The organism is Aeromonas sp. 601039, assembly GCF_049174415.1.
Lineage (GTDB): Bacteria > Pseudomonadota > Gammaproteobacteria > Enterobacterales > Aeromonadaceae > Aeromonas > Aeromonas veronii_A.
Window position 1 is genome coordinate 1 of record NZ_JAAKTL010000037.1, and the last position, 18,362, is coordinate 18,362.

Annotated in this window: 18 protein-coding genes and 1 riboswitch; of the genes, 8 read left to right on the forward strand and 10 right to left on the reverse strand. The window is 59.4% G+C overall.

Annotation, left to right across the window (positions count from 1 at the left end; all coding sequences use genetic code 11):
- Positions 1–128: 128 nt before the first annotated feature.
- The 4 genes from G5195_RS19565 to G5195_RS19580 form a co-directional block, all read right to left on the reverse strand.
- A complete protein-coding gene (locus tag G5195_RS19565) occupies positions 129–281 on the reverse strand; it encodes a hypothetical protein (protein ID WP_005341188.1) in 153 nt (50 codons plus the stop codon).
- Positions 282–318: 37 nt separating this feature from the next.
- On the reverse strand, positions 319–1,428 hold the full coding sequence (locus G5195_RS19570) for an MJ1255/VC2487 family glycosyltransferase (protein ID WP_421222433.1): 1,110 nt from the start codon (positions 1,426–1,428) through the stop codon (positions 319–321).
- Positions 1,425–1,928 carry a phosphatase PAP2 family protein gene (locus tag G5195_RS19575; RefSeq protein WP_042052499.1) on the reverse strand — a complete coding sequence of 168 codons (504 nt, stop codon included), beginning with the start codon at positions 1,926–1,928 and terminating at the stop codon, positions 1,425–1,427. The genes G5195_RS19570 and G5195_RS19575 overlap by 4 nt, the downstream gene beginning before the upstream one ends.
- A 126-nt stretch (positions 1,929–2,054) precedes the next feature.
- A complete protein-coding gene (locus G5195_RS19580; RefSeq protein ID WP_005349170.1) occupies positions 2,055–2,675 on the reverse strand; it encodes a TetR/AcrR family transcriptional regulator in 621 nt (206 codons plus the stop codon).
- A 408-nt stretch (positions 2,676–3,083) separates the two neighbouring features.
- Between G5195_RS19580 and leuA the strand changes: the two genes are divergently transcribed.
- The 5 genes from leuA to G5195_RS19605 all read left to right on the forward strand — a co-directional run bounded on the left by leuA (position 3,084) and on the right by G5195_RS19605 (position 9,013).
- Positions 3,084–4,646, forward strand: a complete 1,563-nt coding sequence (leuA, locus tag G5195_RS19585) for a 2-isopropylmalate synthase (protein WP_346202298.1) — start codon at positions 3,084–3,086, stop codon at positions 4,644–4,646.
- A 192-nt stretch (positions 4,647–4,838) separates the two neighbouring features.
- Positions 4,839–5,924, forward strand: coding sequence for a 3-isopropylmalate dehydrogenase (leuB, locus tag G5195_RS19590; RefSeq protein WP_421222431.1), 1,086 nt, complete (start codon positions 4,839–4,841; stop codon positions 5,922–5,924).
- A 33-nt stretch (positions 5,925–5,957) separates the two neighbouring features.
- Positions 5,958–7,355 (forward strand): 3-isopropylmalate dehydratase large subunit, encoded by a 1,398-nt coding sequence (leuC, locus tag G5195_RS19595; RefSeq protein WP_139399023.1) that lies wholly within the window; start codon positions 5,958–5,960, stop codon positions 7,353–7,355.
- 12 nt (positions 7,356–7,367) lie between these two features.
- Positions 7,368–7,967, forward strand: coding sequence for a 3-isopropylmalate dehydratase small subunit (gene leuD, locus G5195_RS19600; RefSeq protein ID WP_042052494.1), 600 nt, complete (start codon positions 7,368–7,370; stop codon positions 7,965–7,967).
- A gap of 116 nt (positions 7,968–8,083) precedes the next feature.
- Complete coding sequence (locus tag G5195_RS19605) at positions 8,084–9,013, forward strand: hypothetical protein (protein ID WP_042052492.1); 930 nt, start codon at positions 8,084–8,086, stop codon at positions 9,011–9,013.
- A gap of 30 nt (positions 9,014–9,043) precedes the next feature.
- Here G5195_RS19605 and G5195_RS19610 read toward each other — a convergent pair whose 3' ends face one another.
- Positions 9,044–9,334, reverse strand: coding sequence for a PilZ domain-containing protein (locus G5195_RS19610; RefSeq protein ID WP_005339160.1), 291 nt, complete (start codon positions 9,332–9,334; stop codon positions 9,044–9,046).
- Between the two features lie 89 nt (positions 9,335–9,423).
- A riboswitch (TPP riboswitch) is annotated at positions 9,424–9,514 on the forward strand.
- Positions 9,515–9,574: 60 nt separating this feature from the next.
- On the opposite strand from G5195_RS19610, the gene thiB reads away from it, so the two are divergent.
- The 3 genes from thiB to thiQ are packed head-to-tail and all read left to right on the forward strand — an operon-like array spanning position 9,575 to position 12,865.
- The gene (gene thiB, locus G5195_RS19615) at positions 9,575–10,555 is read left to right on the forward strand and encodes a thiamine ABC transporter substrate binding subunit (RefSeq protein ID WP_421222429.1); all 981 of its coding nucleotides are present in this window, start codon (positions 9,575–9,577) and stop codon (positions 10,553–10,555) included.
- Complete coding sequence (gene thiP / locus G5195_RS19620; protein ID WP_421236403.1) at positions 10,552–12,171, forward strand: thiamine/thiamine pyrophosphate ABC transporter permease; 1,620 nt, start codon at positions 10,552–10,554, stop codon at positions 12,169–12,171. The genes thiB and thiP overlap by 4 nt, the downstream gene beginning before the upstream one ends.
- Positions 12,158–12,865 (forward strand): thiamine ABC transporter ATP-binding protein, encoded by a 708-nt coding sequence (gene thiQ, locus G5195_RS19625; protein ID WP_042052488.1) that lies wholly within the window; start codon positions 12,158–12,160, stop codon positions 12,863–12,865. Before thiP ends, thiQ begins: the two co-directional genes overlap by 14 nt.
- A gap of 67 nt (positions 12,866–12,932) precedes the next feature.
- Here thiQ and G5195_RS19630 read toward each other — a convergent pair whose 3' ends face one another.
- The 5 genes from G5195_RS19630 to G5195_RS19650 all read right to left on the reverse strand — a co-directional run.
- Positions 12,933–14,303, reverse strand: coding sequence for a PhoH family protein (locus G5195_RS19630; RefSeq protein ID WP_005358170.1), 1,371 nt, complete (start codon positions 14,301–14,303; stop codon positions 12,933–12,935).
- 220 nt (positions 14,304–14,523) lie between these two features.
- On the reverse strand, positions 14,524–15,207 hold the full coding sequence (locus tag G5195_RS19635) for an NrdJb (RefSeq protein ID WP_042052814.1): 684 nt from the start codon (positions 15,205–15,207) through the stop codon (positions 14,524–14,526).
- Between the two features lie 10 nt (positions 15,208–15,217).
- A complete protein-coding gene (locus G5195_RS19640) occupies positions 15,218–17,365 on the reverse strand; it encodes an adenosylcobalamin-dependent ribonucleoside-diphosphate reductase (RefSeq protein WP_335839382.1) in 2,148 nt (715 codons plus the stop codon).
- Between the two features lie 211 nt (positions 17,366–17,576).
- Positions 17,577–18,029 carry a pullulanase gene (locus G5195_RS19645; RefSeq protein ID WP_005349109.1) on the reverse strand — a complete coding sequence of 151 codons (453 nt, stop codon included), beginning with the start codon at positions 18,027–18,029 and terminating at the stop codon, positions 17,577–17,579.
- A gap of 55 nt (positions 18,030–18,084) precedes the next feature.
- Positions 18,085–18,362, reverse strand: a 278-nt coding sequence (locus tag G5195_RS19650; RefSeq protein ID WP_421222427.1) for a hypothetical protein, incomplete at its 5' end; no start/stop codon positions are given.

Consider the following 18,362-nt stretch of genomic DNA (forward strand, 5'->3'; position numbering starts at 1 on the left):
TCCGTTTCACACCTTGTCCCATCGGGTTCTCCATTTATTGGGGGGAAATGTGTAAACCATATTCAGGACGGGACAACAGCCACAAAAAAGCCCACCGTTCAGCGGTGGGCTTGATGCCGGATGATGATTCAGTTGTCCTGATCCGGCTCTGCCAGCCAGATCTGCTGATCCGGATCTGTCTCTTCACTGACAGAAATGCTGACGCCCATATCGAGCAGTTCGTGCAGGGTTAGATTGTCAGCCAGGTTCATGACTTCGCCGTTTTCATTGGTAAAGCGCATTTGCTCCATCCTCTCCTTGGTGGGGTCGCCTTTCAGTCTAGTCAACAACGCTCACTTGCGATAACCAGCCAGCGGATAAACGCTCTCCCCCATCCAGCTCGCTCAGGCGATCACTCACCTCCTCCGGAAACAGGGTGCGAGCCCAGAGCCGACGAGACAGAGAGGCCACGCTCTCGTCAGCACCCGCAGCCAGCCAGCGGGCCAACTCCCCCGCCACATCGGGGTAACAGACCGCACCCGGCGAGGCGCTGTCGAGCCAGGTACGCACCAGATTGGCATCGAGCACATCCATCAGGGTCGCCAGCCCCATCATCTCCAGAGTCTTGCCATTGGACAGCTGCTCGAACTGGCCGACAAGGGGCTTGACCAGCAGCTTCTTGCCAAGGGTGAGCGCCTCGGAAGCGAGCTCGAAACCCGCGTTGGAGATGACGCCGCGACAACCGGCCAGCACGGCGATAAATCCTTGCCGCGACGGCGGTTCGAAGCGCAGGTTGCGCCACTGGCTCGGGGTGCGAATGGCGGGATGAAAGCAGACGAAGCGCTGCTGACCAAAGCGCGACAACAGGGCTGCGATCGCCTCGCTCTGCTCGAACGGCAGATAGACCAGGATCTCGCCGTTATCCGGCGCGGCGGCGATGGGGTCGATCACCGGTGGTAGCAAGGGGTGGCCGAAGTGAAACCAGTGCAGCCCGAGCGGCTGATCCACTGGGGCAAAGTGGCGCATCAGCTGACGGCTGATCCCATTCTCCCCCCAGCGCGGGATGGGCCAGTTGAAGCTGGCCTGATGGCTGACGGTGAGGCTTGGCTTGCCATAGCGGCGGGCGGCGTGGGCGGTCAGCGGCTCAAAGTCGCTCACCACCAGATCGTATTCGCTGCAGTCGAGAGACCGCAGATCCCGCCAGAAGGTGAGCGGCGAGGCGGCTTGCAGGGTGCGCCACGGAGAAACTCGCCCCTCGTGACTGACAAAAGTGAGGCCGGGAAAGGCGCGGTAGGCGCCAAACTCCTCCATGTCGAAGTAGCAGTCGGCGGAGCGGCCGCTAAAGAGATAATCCACCTCGACCCCTGCCGTGCGCAGCGCCCGCGCCAGGGTGCGACTGCGACTGATGTGGCCGTTGCCGGTGCCCTGCACCCCGAACAGTATCCTCATGAATGGCTCCAGCCGAGCGCCAGCACGGCGCAAGCGCCCCCCAGCAGAGCACCGGCTACCAGATCGCTCAGGTAGTGTACCCCGAGCAGCAACCGGGATGCCCCCACCAGTGCCGCCCAGCCAAACAGCAGGGGTGCCCAGAGCGGAAAACCGGTGGCCAGTATGGTGGCCATCAGAAAGGCTGCGGCGGTATGGCCGGAGGGAAGGCTGTAGCGATCGGAGGGGGTGATAAAGACCGGCAAACCGACTGGCCGTTGCCGTTTCAGGCTGTTTTTCAGCAGCAGATAGAGGGGCAGTTCGATGGCGAAGGCAAGCAGCGCCAGTCGAACCAGTTCACGCTCTGCCTCCCCCAGCCACCAGAGCAAGGCGGCCAGCACGGCGTAAAGCGGGCCATCACCGGTGCGGGAAATGAGACGACTCACCCTCGCCTGCTGCCGGTTGTAACCGTGAAGCAGGCAGACCCGGCACACCTGAAGGTCCCATTGCTGGATCTTGTTCATATCCCCTCCTTCCCTGAATTCTGCTTGCAGAGTAAGAAAGCGGGATGACGTTACGTTGAACAAGGGATAACAGATTTATGAAAAAAGGGCCGAATGGCCCTTTTTAATCTCGATGTTGCGGCAAAATCAGTGGCTGCCGCGCAGACCGGTCTCCATCAGACGGCAGTTGTGGTCCGCCAGACGAGCCATGAAGTGCTCATCCACTTTCAGGCCAAACACCTGCTCGTAGAGATCCTTCATCACGAATGGCTGCCACATCATGCTGAGGAAGGAGATCTTCAGCATGTCGGGATCCAGGTTGTCACCCAGCTCGCCGTTGGACTTCATGGTTTCCAGCAGGGCATCGAACTGCGGCAGCTGGCGTTCCAGCAGACGGTTCAGCACAAAATCCCGGCCCGGGCTCTTCTCGGTCGACAATGCGCTGGAGATGGCAGAGGTCAGCTCGCTGTTGGGCGCCATCACCTGATAGTAGGTGTTGAGCAGCTCGTTGAGGCTGTGATTGCTGTGTTCATCTTGCCAGGCATGGTCGAGGGGTTCGGCCACATCGCCCAATACCGCTTTGTAAAGACCCTCTTTACTGCCAAAGTAGTAGTGGATCATTGCCAGATTGGAGCCAGCAAGCTCCGCGATTTCGCGTGTAGTCACCTTGCTATAGGGAGTATTGAGAAAACGCTCACGGGCGGCAGCAAGCAACTTGTCACGAATGTCAGAACGTCCGACCGGACGACCAGGTCTACGTTTTTCCATTTAACACCTCAGATAATTCAGCCAATGCTGATAAGTCGATCTGGTTGTGCAGAGAATAGAGCACAGCAGGAATGACCAGATAATCGGTCATGGGCCGAATATGGGACAAGGAAATTTGCAATCCTTTACAATCCGATTAAATACGCCAGCAGATTGCCCCTGACCTTCCGTGTTGACACAGCATAAAAATCTCGATATTGGTAAAAGCGTTATCGACTGGAAGGAATAACAACGTCATGCGTATCGCCACCCCGCTACTACTAATCTCCCTAATCGCGTTAACTCGCGCGGGATCCTTGTAGCCGGGCTAAGGCATAGCCGGAATTTACAAAAACCCGTGCACCCTGCACGGGTTTTTTTATGCCGCCGCAGGATGCACGTTACCGAACTTAGGAAGAGGGAAGTCACATGTCAGATCGGGTCATCATATTCGACACCACCTTGCGTGATGGTGAGCAGGCCCTGGCGGCCAGTTTGACAGTCAAGGAGAAGCTGCAGATCGCCCAAGCACTGGAGCGGCTCGGTGTCGACGTCATGGAGGTGGGCTTCCCGGTCTCTTCTCCCGGCGATTTTCACTCGGTGCAGACCATAGCCCGCCACATCAAGAACAGCCGGGTCTGCGCCCTCGCCCGCGCCCTGCCCAAGGATATCGATGCCGCCGGCGAAGCCTTGCGGGTCGCCGAGGCGTTTCGCATCCACACCTTTATCTCCACCTCCTCCATCCATGTGGAGAGCAAGCTGAAAAAGAGCTTCGAGGATGTGCTGGAGATGGGGGTCGGCGCCATCAAGCACGCCCTGCGCTACACCGATGATGTGGAGTTTTCCTGCGAGGATGCGGGCCGCACTCCCATCGATAACCTCTGCCGCATGGTGGAGGCCGCCATCAAGGCTGGCGCCCGCACCATCAATATCCCCGATACCGTGGGCTACACGGTACCGACCGAGTTCTCCGGCATCATCCACACCCTGTTCAACCGGGTCCCCAACATCGACAAGGCGATCATCTCGGTGCACTGCCACGATGATCTGGGGCTCTCGGTGGCCAACTCCATCGGCGCGGTGCAGATGGGGGCCCGCCAGATCGAGTGCACCATCAACGGCATCGGCGAACGGGCGGGCAACTGCTCGCTGGAAGAGGTGGCGATGATCCTCAAAACCCGCGCCGACCTGCTCGGGGTGCAAACCAATATCCGCCACAACGAAATTCATCGCACCAGCACGCTGGTCAGCCAGCTCTGCAACATGCCGGTGCAGCCCAACAAGGCTATCGTCGGGGCCAACGCCTTCTCCCACAGCTCCGGCATCCATCAGGATGGGGTGCTCAAGGCGAAAAATACCTACGAAATCATCACCCCCGAGAGCATTGGCCTGACCCAGAACAACCTCAACATGACCTCCCGCTCCGGCCGCCACGTTATCAAGCACCGGATGGAGTCTATGGGTTATGCCGAGAGCAGCTACGACCTCGACCACCTCTACGGCAAGTTCCTGACCCTGGCCGACAAGAAGGGGCAGGTGTTCGACTACGACCTCGAAGCGCTGGCCTTCTTCAGCCAGATCCACGAAGAGCCCGAGCACTTCAAACTGGAGTACCTCGGGGTGCAGAGCGGCAGCTCGGTACTGGCCACCGCCTCGGTCAAATTGAAGGTGGGACAGGATCTGATCTGCGAAGCGGCTACCGGCAACGGCCCGGTGGATGCGGTCTACCAGTGCATCAACCGCATCACCGGCTATGAGATCCGCATCGACAAATATGCCCTCAAGAGCAAGGGTGAAGGGGAAGATGCCCTCGGTCAGGTCGATATCGTCGCCGAGTACAAGGGGCGCAAATTCCACGGCATGGGGCTGGCCACCGACATCATCGAATCCTCGGCCCACGCCCTGCTCCATGTGATCAACAGCATCTGGCGCGCCGATCAGGTGGCCGAGCAGATGGAACGCAATAACAGCATCAAATCAGAAACCGTCTGAGCCGAACTCGATACCAAACAGACGGAATGGAATGACAGCATCAAATCGGAAACCGTCTGAGCAGGACTCGCAGCCACACAGACGGCATGGAATGACAACATCAGGACGGGGAACGTCTGAACCGGCAACCGCGCGCAGCGTCGGCGAAACCGGACAGAGTGATCTCAAAGACAATATCAGGATGGAGAGTGTATGAGCAGTTATCGGATCGCAGTATTGCCGGGTGACGGCATTGGCCCGGAAGTGATGGCCGAAGCCGTCAAGGTGCTGGAGAAGGTGCAGGCCAGGTTCGGCCTCGCCTTCGAGTATGATCGCCATGACGTGGGCGGTATTGCCATCGACAACCACGGCACCCCGCTGCCGCAAAGCACCATCAAAGGCTGTGAAGCGGCCGATGCTGTGCTGTTTGGCTCGGTGGGCGGCCCGAAATGGGAACACTTGCCCCCCAACGATCAGCCTGAGCGTGGCGCCCTGCTGCCCCTGCGTGCCCACTTCAAGCTGTTCTGCAACCTGCGTCCGGCCCGCATCTACACCGGTCTGGAGCAGTTCTCCCCGCTGCGCGCCGATATCTCCGATCGCGGTTTTGACATCGCCTGCGTGCGCGAGCTGACCGGTGGCATCTACTTCGGCCAGCCCAAGGGGCGTGAGGGCGAAGGGGCGAACGAGAAGGCATTCGACACCGAGGTGTACCATCGCTTCGAGATTGAGCGCATCGCCAAGATTGCCTTTGAGTCGGCTCGTGTGCGCCGTGGCAAGGTCACCTCCATCGACAAGGCCAATGTGCTCGCCTCTTCCATTCTGTGGCGCGAGGTGGTGACGCAAGTCGCCAAGTCCTATCCGGACGTAACCCTCAACCATATGTATATCGACAACGCCACCATGCAGCTCATCAAGGATCCGTCCCAGTTCGATGTGCTGCTCTGCTCCAACCTGTTCGGTGACATCCTCTCCGACGAGTGCGCCATGATCACCGGTTCCATGGGACTGCTCCCCTCCGCCAGCCTCAACGAATCGGGTTTCGGCCTGTTCGAACCGGCCGGTGGTTCGGCCCCGGATATCGCCGGCAAAGGGATTGCCAACCCCATCGCCCAGATCCTCTCCGCCGCCCTGATGTTGCGTTACAGCCTGGGCCAGGAAGCCGCAGCTCAAGCCATCGAGCAGGCCGTGGCCCAGACCCTGGCCGAGGGTTACTTCACCGCCGACCTGCATCAGGCCAGCGCCCGCCACCCGGTGCAGAGCACAGCCACCATGGGCGACCAGATCGCCGCCCGGATCTGAGCCGCATAACAGATAACAAGGAAGAGAGAAGCAATGGCCAAGACCCTCTATCAGAAAGTATTCGACGCCCACGTGGTACGGGAAGTGGAGGGGGAGACCCCCCTCATCTACATCGACCGCCATCTGGTACATGAAGTGACCAGCCCGCAGGCATTCGACGGCCTGCGCGCCATGAACCGCCAGCTGCGCCGCCCGGACCTGACCTGGGCCACCATGGATCACAACGTCTCCACCACCACCAAGGACATCGCCGCCTCCGGCGAGATGGCCCGCATCCAGATGGAAACGCTGGCGGACAACTGCAAAGAGTTCGGGGTTCGCCTCTACGATCTGAACCACAAATATCAGGGCATAGTCCATGTGATGGGCCCCGAGCTCGGCATCACCCTGCCCGGCACCACCATCGTCTGCGGTGACTCTCACACCGCCACCCACGGCGCCTTCGGCTCGCTGGCGTTCGGCATCGGCACTTCCGAAGTGGAACATGTGATGGCGACCCAGACCCTGAAACAGGGGCGCGCCAAGACCATGCGCATTTCGGTCAACGGCAAGCTGGCCGAGGGCATCAGTGCCAAGGACGTGGTGTTGGCCATTATCGGCAAGGTCGGCCATGCCGGTGGTACCGGCTATGTGGTGGAGTTCGCTGGCGAGGCCATTGCGGGCCTCTCCATGGAAGGGCGGATGACGGTGTGCAACATGGCCATCGAGCTCGGCGCCAAGGCGGGCATGATAGCCCCCGACCAGACCACCATCGACTACATTCGCGGCAAGGAGTTCGCCCCCAAAGGCGAGGCGCTGGAGCAGGCCATCGCCTACTGGCAGAGCCTCAAGAGCGATGAAGGTGCCCGTTTCGATGCCGAAGTGGTGCTGGACGCCGCTGATATCGCCCCGCAGGTCACCTGGGGGACCAATCCGGGTCAGGTGATTGCCGTCAATGAGCCGATTCCGGCACCGGAATCCTTCAGCGATCTGATGGAGCAGCAGTCCGCCCGCAAGGCGCTCGCCTACATGGACTTGCAACCGGGCCAGAAGCTCTCCGACGTCGCCATCGACAAGGTGTTTATCGGGTCGTGCACCAACAGCCGCATCGAGGATCTGCGTGCTGCCGCCGCCATCGCCCGCGGTCGCAAGGTGGCCGCTGGCGTGCAGGCGCTGGTGGTGCCTGGCTCCGAGCAGGTGAAGGCACAAGCCGAAGCCGAGGGGCTGGACAAGATCTTCATCGAGGCCGGTTTTGAGTGGCGCCTGCCCGGCTGCTCCATGTGTCTGGCCATGAACAACGACCGGCTGCAACCGGGAGAGCGCTGCGCCTCCACCAGCAACCGCAACTTCGAAGGGCGTCAGGGCCGCGCCGGCCGCACCCATCTGGTCAGCCCGGCCATGGCCGCCGCTGCCGCCGTCACCGGCCGCTTCGCCGACATTCGCGCACTGTAAGAGGACATTTCGATGACAGGATTCAAACAGCATAAAGGGATCGTCGCCCCCCTCGACAGCGCCAACGTCGACACCGACGCCATCATTCCCAAGCAGTTTTTGCAGAAGGTCAACCGCATCGGTTTTGGCAAGCACCTGTTCCACGACTGGCGCTTTCTGGACGATGCCGGCCAGCAGCCAAACCCCGAGTTCGTACTCAACCAGCCGCAATTCGCCGGTGCCAGCATCCTGCTGGCGCGGGAGAACTTCGGCTGCGGCTCGAGTCGCGAGCACGCCCCCTGGGCGCTGGCCGACTACGGCTTCAAGACCATCATAGCCCCGAGCTTTGCCGATATTTTCTACGGCAACGCTATCAACAACGGCATGGTGCCGGTGCGTCTGAAGGAGGAGGAGGTCGACGCCCTGTTCCAGCTGGTCGCCGCCCAGCCGGGCATCCAGATCGAAGTGGATCTGGAAGCGAATCAGGTACGTGCAGGTAGCCTCAGCTTCGGTTTCGAGATCGACGAATTCCGCCGTTATTGCCTGCTCAACGGCTTGGATGCCATCGGCCTGACCCTGCAGCACGAGGCCGCCATCAGCGCCTTTGAGGCAAAGCAGCCGAGCTGGATTTAATCAGCCAGTTGCAAAAAACGAGTAGAATCAACAGGGAGCTTCGGCTCCCTGTTTTACTGTCCGCGACGCTTCCCACTTTGGACCACCGGAACTGGCCCGTGCCACAGGAAAGGATGATGAAGAGACCGACGGCAATTCCTCTGCTCTGTGCCCTGCTGATTGCCCTGCCTGCGGGGGCCAGCCAAACCAGCTTCAACAACAGCCTCGGCCAGATCAGCGTCGGCTGGCAGGATAGCGAAGGCAAATCCCAACAGCTCACCTACCGGCTCGAACAGGGCAAGTTGCCGCCTCTCATCGCCTATCGCCCGGCCAGAATGCAGGAGGAGGTATTGCAGGTATTGCTGCGGGAGGTGCGCCAGAACTACCCCGAGGTGCAGTTCACCCTCTCCCGCCCCTCGCTGGAGCTGCATCTGAAAAGCCGCAATCAGGACAAGGCACGCGAGGCGATGGCCTTTCTGCAGTCCAAGCGAAGCAAAGAGGAGCAGGCGTGGCTGACCAAACACTACTTCCAGTACTTCAACACCCCCGACGGGCAGCTGGCGGTGAAGCAAGATCATGTGCGCATCGCGCTGGAGAGTCGCAGCGGGCTGGCTCCGCTGGCGGATCAGCTCAAACAGCAGGGCAGTACCGAAACAGAAGCGCGCCAGAAAACCGTGGCCCATATGCTCACCTTTATCCAGAGCATCCCCTATCAGCAGCTCGACAGCCTGAATGGAAGACAGGGCAAGGGCTTCCTCCCGCCCCGTCAGGTACTGGAACAGAACCGGGGTGATTGCGACAGCAAGGTAACCCTGATGGCCGCCATGCTGGCCCAGCTCTTTCCCGAGCTGAAACAGGCCATGGTGTTCGTCCCCGGCCATGCCCTGCTGGCTGTTGACCTGCCCGCCAAGCCGGGGGATGCGACCCTCAACTGGCAGGGGCAAAACTACCTGCTGCTCGAACCCACAGGCCCCGCCACCTTGCCTGCGGGCCAAATAGCTTCGACCAGCAAAACGCTGGTCGATAGCAAGCAGTTGAGTGTGCAACCGGTTCAGGAAAAAGGCTAACCCCCCCCCTCTGCCGATGAGGAGAGAGGATTAACCCTGAGGCAGAAACTCCACCGCCAGCAGCAACCCGCTCTCCTCCTCCAGCACTCGGATAATACGGGCATGGGCTTCAAAGGGGGGCAACAGGTTGTTGTTGGTGGCAAGACTGATCCGGATGGGCTGATTGATGTCGAGCTGGTGTTCAGAGACCGCAATCCCCATGCCGTTGGCACTGAGATCCCGGCAGATCCCCTCCAGCACCAGCTGCTGCTGATAGACGGTGACCGGAGCATTGATGACCATGCGCGCAAAGGCACGCCTTTCCTTGGTATTGGTAAGCACGCGAACATCCTCTGTTGGGTGGGCGTCATCTCATGGGTATTGCACAATTGTGCTGGTCTACCCAAAAGAACGTTAATACAATGCGGTTCGTTTCTCAAACGGGGTGCGGTTTACCGCTGAGATTATACCCGTGTACCTGATCCAGATAATGCTGGCGGAGGAATTTGAGGCATGGCGCTCATTTTTTGCGCCCTCACCCGCTGGCACCTCGTTATTAACAAGTAATAGGGAGTGCCACCCATGAAGACCCTGCTGCTGGTCACCACCTGCCTGCTGTCGGCCAATGTGTTCGCCGCTGACACCCTCACCGTCTACACCTACAGCTCTTTCACTGCCGAGTGGGGTCCGGGGCCCAAGATCAAACAGGCCTTCGAGAAAGAGTGCGGCTGCACCCTCAATCTGGTTCCCCTCGAAGATGGGGTCGCCATCCTCAACCGGCTGCGGCTGGAGGGCAACCACAGCAAGGCTGATCTGGTGCTGGGGCTCGACGATGCCCTCATCAGCGAAGCCAAGCAGAGCGGTCTGTTCGCCCCCCATCCCGCCAAGCTGGATGGCATCAAGGTGCCGGGTGGCTGGCAGGATGACACCTTCGTCCCCTACGACTACGGCTACTTTGCCTTCGTCTATGACAAAGACAAACTCAAGCAGCCGCCCAAGAGCCTGAAAGAGCTGGTGGAGCGTCCCGACCTCAAGGTGATCTATCAGGATCCCCGCACCTCCACCCCGGGGCAGGGGCTGATGCTGTGGATGAAGTCTGTCTACGGCGACAAGGCGCCTGCCGCCTGGGCCGAGCTTTCCAAAAAGACGGTCACCGTCACCAAGGGGTGGTCAGAGGCTTATGGCATGTTCCTCGATGGCGAAGCGGACATGGTGCTCTCCTACACCACCTCTCCGGCCTATCACCTGATTGCCGAGAACAAGCCCCAGTATCAGGCTGCGGCGTTTGAAGAGGGCCACTACCGTCAGGTGGAAGTGGCCGCCAAGCTGAAGAGCGCCAAACAGGAGAAGCTGGCTGACCAGTTCCTGCAATTTATGGTGAGCCCCGCCTTCCAGAATGAGATCCCGACCGGCAACTGGATGTATCCGGTGATCGATACCCAACTGCAAAAAGGTTTCGAGCAGATGATCACTGTAGCCAAGCCGCTCGCCTTCAGCAGCGATGAGGTGGCCGCCAATCGCAAAGGGTGGATCCGCGAGTGGCTGCAAGCCGTCACCCAGTGAGCCGTTATCTGAAACCACAGGCTCGTCCCCTCTGGTGGCTGCCGGGCAGTGCAGCCACCCTGTTGATCCTGCTGTTATCCCTCGGGCCGCTCGCGGCCCTGCTGTGGCAGGCCGGTTCGCTGGCACCCCGCACCATGTTCGCAGATCCTTATCTGCGTCATGTGCTGGGCTTCAGTCTGGGGCAGGCACTGCTCTCCACCTTGCTGAGCCTGGGGCTGGCCATTCCGGTGGCCCGTGCATTGGCGCGGCGCCGTTTCATTGGCCGAACCCTGCTGATCAAGCTATTTGGCCTCTCGCTGGTGCTGCCGGTCATCATCGCCATCTTCGGCATAGTAGCGGTACACGGCAAACAGGGGTGGCTGCCGCAGCTGCTGCGCACCTTGGGGCTGGATCCCGGCAATTATCTCTACGGCCTGTTCGGTATCCTGCTGGCCCACGTCTTCTTCAATATGCCGCTGGCGGCACGCCTGATGCTGCAGAGCATAGAGAGCATCCCCGAATCGAGCTGGCGCCTTGCCAGCCAGCTCGGCATGCGCTCATCCCATATCTTCCGGCTGCTGGAGTGGCCTCTTATTCGCGGCATATTGCCGGGGCTGGCCAGCCTCATCTTTATGCTCTGCTTCACCAGCTTCACCACAGTGCTGGCGCTGGGAGGCGGGCCGAAATCCACCACGCTGGAGGTGGCCGTCTATCAGGCGCTGCGCTTTGACTTCGATCTCGCCACCGCAGGCGGACTGGCGCTGGTTCAGCTGATCCTGACCGCCGCCCTGCTCGCCCTGCAGCACAAGCTGCAGAGCACCCCGGCCAGCAGGGTGACACCCCGTCGTCCCTGCCTGCGGCCGGATCGCCATCAGCCAGGCACGGCCGTGGTGGATCTCCTCTCGCTCAGCATCGGGCTCGCCATCTTTCTGCCACCGTTGCTGGCCATCATCGTCGCCGGCCTCCACCCCGGTCTGCTGACGGCGCTCACCTCCGCCAAACTGTGGCAGGCGAGCGGCCAGTCGCTGTTGATTGCGTTGGCAGCCGGTGCATTGGCCACCTTGCTCGGCGGTGCACTGCTGCTGACCAGCCGTCATCTACGGATACGGGCTCGCAAGCGGCGGGCTGCCGCCCTGTGGGAGGCCAGCGGCTCGGTGATCCTGATGATCCCGGCAGTGGTGCTCTCTACCGGTCTCTTCATCCTGTTTATGCCGTTCGCCGATGTGTTCGCCCTCGGCCCCTGGCTGGTGGTGCTGGTCAACGCCCTGATGGCGCTACCCTATGTGATGCGCACCCTCTCCGCCCCCATGCAGCTGGTGGTGCGCCAATACGACCGGCTGGCGGACAGCCTGGGGGTACGCGGCCTGCATCGCCTGCGACTGGTGGAGTGGCCGCTGCTGCGCCGCCCGCTGGCACTGGCGATGGCGCTGTCGATGATCCTCTCGCTGGGGGATCTTGGCGCCATCGCCATGTTTGGCAGTCAGGAGCTCACCACCCTGCCCTGGCTGCTCTACCAACAGCTTGGCAGCTATCGATTGACCGAGGCAGCCGCCACCGCTCTGCTGCTGCTGACGCTCTGTTTCTCCCTGTTCTGGCTGGTGGAGCGGGGTCTTGGAGGAAAACATGCTGAACATTGATACGCTGGTGACCAGCTACCCCGACTGGCGCGTCAGCTTCAGCGCGACCCTGCCCAAGGGAGAGATCACCGCACTGATCGGCCCAAGCGGCGCAGGTAAATCGACCCTGCTCGGGATGATCGCCGGATTCGTGCCGGTGGAGTCGGGCCGCCTCAGCTTCGATGGCGAAGATCTGCTGCCGCTGGGCCCGGCCGAGCGGCCAGTCACCACCCTGTTTCAGGATCACAACCTGTTCCTCCATCTGTCGGTGTTCGACAATATCGCCATCGGCTTGCACCCGGGTCTGCGCCTGAGTGCAGCCCAACGGGCACAAGTGATCGATGCAGCCGCACGGGTTGGTCTTGGCGAGATGTTAAACCGCCAGCCTGAACAGCTCTCCGGCGGCCAGCAGCAGCGAGTCGGGCTGGCTCGCGCGCTGGTGCGCGGCAAACCGCTGCTGCTGCTGGATGAGCCCTTCTCTGCCCTCGATCCCGCCCTGCGCCGGGAGATGCTGGCGGAAGTGGCGAGGCTAGCCTGCGAACAGGGCATTACCGTACTGATGGTCTCCCACAATCCGGAAGATGCCCAGCTGATTGCCGATCAGGTGCTGTTTGTGGACGAGGGGCGCATCGCCCTGCAGGGAAAGCCGGATATTCTGCAAAACAGCGATCATCCCGGTCTACTACGCTATCTGGGTCGTACGCAGGGCTCATGACCGGCGACGGGATCAAAAAAGGGGAAGCCGGATGGCTTCCCCTTTCACATGCAGAGCTCCCGTTAAATCAGAGATTTTCCTCGGCGAACGAAGCCAGTCGGCTGCGCACCACGCCGTTGAGGAAGATGTTGGCACTGCCGTCAAAATCCTTGAAGCGCTCGACGATGTAGGTGAGACCCGAGGTCACCGGGCTCAGGTAGTTGGAGTCGATCTGGGCCAGGTTACCGGAGCAGACGATCTTGGTACCCTCGCCGCAGCGGGTGATGATGGTCTTGATCTGGGACGCGGTCAGGTTCTGGCACTCATCCAGCAACACGAAGGTGTTCTGGATGCTGCGTCCGCGCATGAAGTTGACCGATTTGAACTGGATGTTGGCCTTCTCCATGATGTAGCTGAGCGAGCCGCTCATGTTCTCGTCCTGCTTATGCAGCACCTCCAGGGTGTCGGTCACCGCCGCCAACCAGGGCATCATCTTCTCCTCTTCGGTGCCGGGCAGAAAGCCGATGCTTTCAGCAATTTCCGGGGTATTCCGGGTGACGATCACCTTCTCGTAAATGCCCTTCTCAATCACCAGCTCCAGCGCAGCAGCCATTGCCAGCAAGGTCTTGCCGCAACCGGCCGGGCCGGTCAGGATCACCAGATCGATGTGCGGATCGAGCAGTGCATCCAGCGCCATCCCCTGATAGACGTTCTTGGGATGGACACCCCACGCCTTGCGGGACATCAGTCGCTCGCGACCCAGATCCTTGATGCGGATCTTGTTGCCGTCGTGACTGAGCACCCGGGCTGCGAAGAAATTCTCTTCATCCACCAGATACTGGTTTACGTGAACCCCCTCCAGCAGGTTGGCATCGATCACATGGATGGTGTCGCGGCCGTGGGTCTCGCTCTCACACTCGCCAACCCGCTCCCAGAAGCTGCCGGGCACCACCTGAAAACCCTTGGCCAGCAGGCGGATATCATCGATCAACTGGTCACTACGGTAATCTTCAACGTGAGCAAGCCCGGCCCCTTTGGCTTTGAGGCGCATGTTGATGTCTTTGGTGACCAGCACCACCTGACGCTTCAACTCGTGCTTTTGCAGATAGAGGGCCGCGTTGATGATGCGGTTGTCGGCCTCCTTGTCGGTAAACACCTCGGCATCCTGCGGCAGATGGTGATCGCTGAAGATGCAGATATTGCCGCTCGCTTCGCCAGCCAGTGGAACGCCCTGGGTGATCTGATCCGGGGTTGCATCGCGGAACACATCTTCCAGCGCACGGATGGCTACCCGCGCGTCGCGGCTGACATCCTTGTTGCGATCCTTGATGTTATCGAGCTCTTCCAGCACCGTCATGGGGATGAGCACGTCGTGCTCTTTGAAGGAATAGATAGCGAGGGGTTCGTGAAGCAGAACGTTGGTATCCAGGATAAACAGCTTTCGGTCCGTATTGTCCATAAGCATCCTCCTTGGCACTGAAGGGCCACGTGTGTGAATCTCAGATGTCATTGAAACCACACGGCCGTGACAGTTTTATTACCCTCAACGCTACGCCCGATTTTACTATCGCGCAACAAGTCACTGGGCCGCCTGATTTGATTGCGCATAAAAACAGCAATAAAAAGACCGGCACTGTGGCCGGTCTTTTCTCTATCGTTCAACTACTTGGGCATGTCTGTCAGCCGCACTTGGAGTCGCCACAGTTGAGGCAGGTCATGCAGCCATCCTTCAGCACCAGCGCCTTGGTGTGGCACTTGTAGCAGAGCGCGGCATTGGCCGGGAAACCACTGCTCGCCTCCTGCTCTTCAGCCTCCTGAGCGGCTTTCAACTCGGCTTGCTTCTCGGCCAGAAACGCCTGCTGATGCTCATCCAATCCCGGCGCCTTGAGCATGCCGATCTCGGTGAGATGGCTCTCGATCACGTTGCCAATTTCGGCGATCAGCGACGGCACATACTTGCCCTTGTTCCAGTATCCGCCCTTGGGATCAAACACCGAGCGCAGCTCCTCGACCAGGAAGGTGACATCCCCACCCTTGCGGAATACCGCCGAGATGATGCGGGTCAGCGCCACGATCCACTGATAGTGCTCCAGGCTCTTGGAGTTGATGAAAATCTCGAACGGACGGCGAGTTTCGTGAACCGTGCCCTCGTTGAGAATGATGTCGTTGATGGTGATGAACAGTGAGTGCTCGGAGACATGCTCCGGCGTCTTCAGTTTGTAGGTGGTGCCCATCAGCCGCTCCGGGCGCAGCACGGTTTCGTGCATATGCACTACGTCATCCTGCACAGAGAGATCTTCTTGCGGCTCATCCTTGGTACGCACCTTGTAGGCGACGATTTTCTTGTCGATCTTCTTGACCATAATGTCGTTCTCAGAATTTACCGTAATAGCCTTCTTTCAAGGCGTCATAGAGGTTGGCAGCCGTATGCAGCTCGCCATCGTATTCGATCTCTTCATTCCCCTTGACGGAGATGACGGAACCATCCTCCAGGGTGAAATCGTACAGGGTGTTCTCCAGATCCTTCTCCTTCACCAGCACGCCCTGGAAGGCCTCCGGATTGAAGCGGAAGGTGGTGCAGCCCTTGAGGCCGGAGTCCGAGGCATACATGTAGATGTCCTTGAACTGCTCGAACGGGAAATCAGTCGGCACGTTGGCAGTCTTGGAGATGGAGGAGTCGATCCAGCGCTGGGCCGCCGCCTGAATGTCCACATGTTGCGCCGGGGTGATGTCATCAGCAGTAATGAAGTAGTCCGGCAGACGACTCGCCTCATCATCGGCATAGGGCATGGCGGATGGATTCACCAGCTCGCGATAGGCCAGCAGCTCGAAGGAGTAGACATCCACGCTCTCCTTGCTCTTCTTGCCCGGCTTGATGACGTTGCGGCTGTAGTGGTGAGCAAAGCTCGGCTCGATGCCGTTGCTGGCGTTGTTGGCCAGTGACAGCGAGATGGTGCCGGTAGGCGCAATACTGCTGTGGTGAGTGAAACGCCCACCCACTTCGGCCAGCTCGGCGACCAGCGCAGGATCTACCTCGGCAACCTGCTGCATATAGCGGCTATAACGCGCATGCAGCACCTTGCCCTTCACCTTGTCACCCACCTTGATGCCATCAGCCGCCATTTCCGGGCGCAGACGCAGCATCTTGCCAGTCACTTCAAACTCCTGCTCCATGATGGGGGCAGAGCCTTTCTCCTTGGCCAGACGCAGGGACTCCTGCCAGCCGGTCATCGCCAGCTCCTGGGATACCTGCTCGGTAAAAGCGACGGACGCGGCAGAACCGTACTTGATCTGCAGCATGGTCAGGGTCGAACCAAGCCCCAGGAAACCCATGCCGTGACGGCGCTTGGCTGTAATCTCCTCGCGCTGCTTGGCAAGCGGCAGCTGGTTGATCTCCACCACGTTGTCAAGCATGCGGGTGAAGATGGCCACCACCTTGCGAAACGCCTGCCAATCGAACGCCGCGTTTTCAGTAAACGGGTCGCGCACAAACTTGGTCAGATTGACCGAACCCAGCAGACAGGCACCGTAAGGCGGTAACGGCTGCTCGCCACAGGGGTTGGTCGCGCGGATCTCTTCACAGAACCAGTTGTTGTTCATCTGATTGACCTTGTCGATCAGGATGAAACCGGGCTCTGCATAGTCATAGGTGGAGGTCATGATGACATTCCACAGCTTGCGGGCTGGCATGGTCTTGTAGACCTTACAAGCGACCTGCCCCAACTCGTTGAATACAACCCCTTCCTTGTTGGGCCAGTCGGCCCATAGCACCTGAGCGGGATCGTCCAGCGCAATGCCATCCTGCTCCACCTCTTTGGCGGTGTAGGGGAAGATCAGCGACCAAGGGGCATCCTCTTTCACCGCCTTGACGAAATCTTCGGTGATGAGCAGGGAGAGGTTGAACTGACGCAGGCGGCCATCTTCACGCTTGGCCTGAATAAACTCGATCACATCGGGATGGCGGATATCCATGGTGCCCATCTGGGCGCCGCGACGGCCACCGGCTGACGAGACGGTGAAACACATCTTGTCATAGATATCCATAAAGGAGAGCGGGCCGGAGGTGTAAGCACCGGCACCGGAGACAAAGGCACCGCGCGGGCGCAGGGTCGAGAAGTCATAGCCGATACCGCACCCGGCTTTCAGGGTCAGGCCAGCCTCGTGCACCTTGCCGAGGATATCGTCCATCGAATCTTCGATGGTGCCGGAAACAGTACAGTTGATGGTTGAAGTCGCAGGCTTGTGCTCAAACGCCCCGGCGTTGGAGGTGATGCGGCCCGCCGGAATGGCCCCATTGCGCAGCGCCCACAGGAACGGCTCATACCAGGCCTCAGGCTCCAGCTCCTGCTCTGCCAACGCACGGGCTACCCGCTGGTAGGTCTCATCGATAGAGCTGTCGATGGGAGTGCCATCCTTGCTCTTGAGGCGATACTTGCTATCCCAGATCTCGAGGGACGTTTCCTGCATGGGGATAAGGCGGGAGCCAAGCTCACTCTCCAGCACCGGGTTCGATTTAGCCATTTTCAATCAACCTTATGTGAATGCATCGACATCATGACAACAGCAGAAAACACAACTAATGGTGTCATCTAAAATTAATGACACAACATATAGTACACCTGATGCCATGAGGGCGCCGATTCTAACCTAAAAAAATGCCCCGGCCAGCAGATTTCTGGGCCGAGGCACTTAACTGATTAATTTAATGAGAGATTTAACACTCAGAGATAGATCAGGGCTTCTTGACGTATACCGTCGGTGTTTCACCCGCCATATTCAGATAGAACTCGTAGACGCCATCGGCATCCGGTGAGAACTTCATGTCCTCATACTTGGAACAGGGGTTGACCGGCACAGCCTCACCACCCAGTACGGCAACACCATCACTCGGGCTCTTGTAGCCAAAGTTGGTACCGCAGCTCCAGCCTGAATCAGCAAACTTGAACTTGTAGGGGGCCCACTCTTTCTTGAGGGTGCCTTTGGCCATGTAGAGCTTGTCGGCTACCTTGACTACCTTGCTTTCATCAGTCGCCATCCAGTCGTTCATCTCCCCGCGCAGGTAGATGGACTTGCCACCGAAGTCGCTGTTGTCTGCCCCCGCCTGCTCTGCACCACCATTGGATGCGCAACCGCCTAATACCAGGGTTCCCGCCGCCAGCATCATCGTTACTGTTCTCTTGAACATGAGTCTATTCCTTAAATTATTGTGATTCCTTGGTCCATCAATATGGACTGAAGAATTAAACCAGAGGAGACATCACAAGAAAGGTAGAGGCATCACATTCTGTGTTTTTTATATCCAACCCATTGAACCAGCGGGCAAATATTGAACAGATAAAGAGATCCCTTTGGGGCTTTATGTACCCATTCCAAGGCGCGGCCATTGAATGACAATAAGGGAAAAGCTTAATAATCAGGCGGTTTTCTGAATTCCAGCCAATAAAAAACCCCGCTCGATGAGCGGGGTTTCTTGTATTGGGTGCCTGGCAGTGTCCTACTCTCGCATGGCGAATGCCAC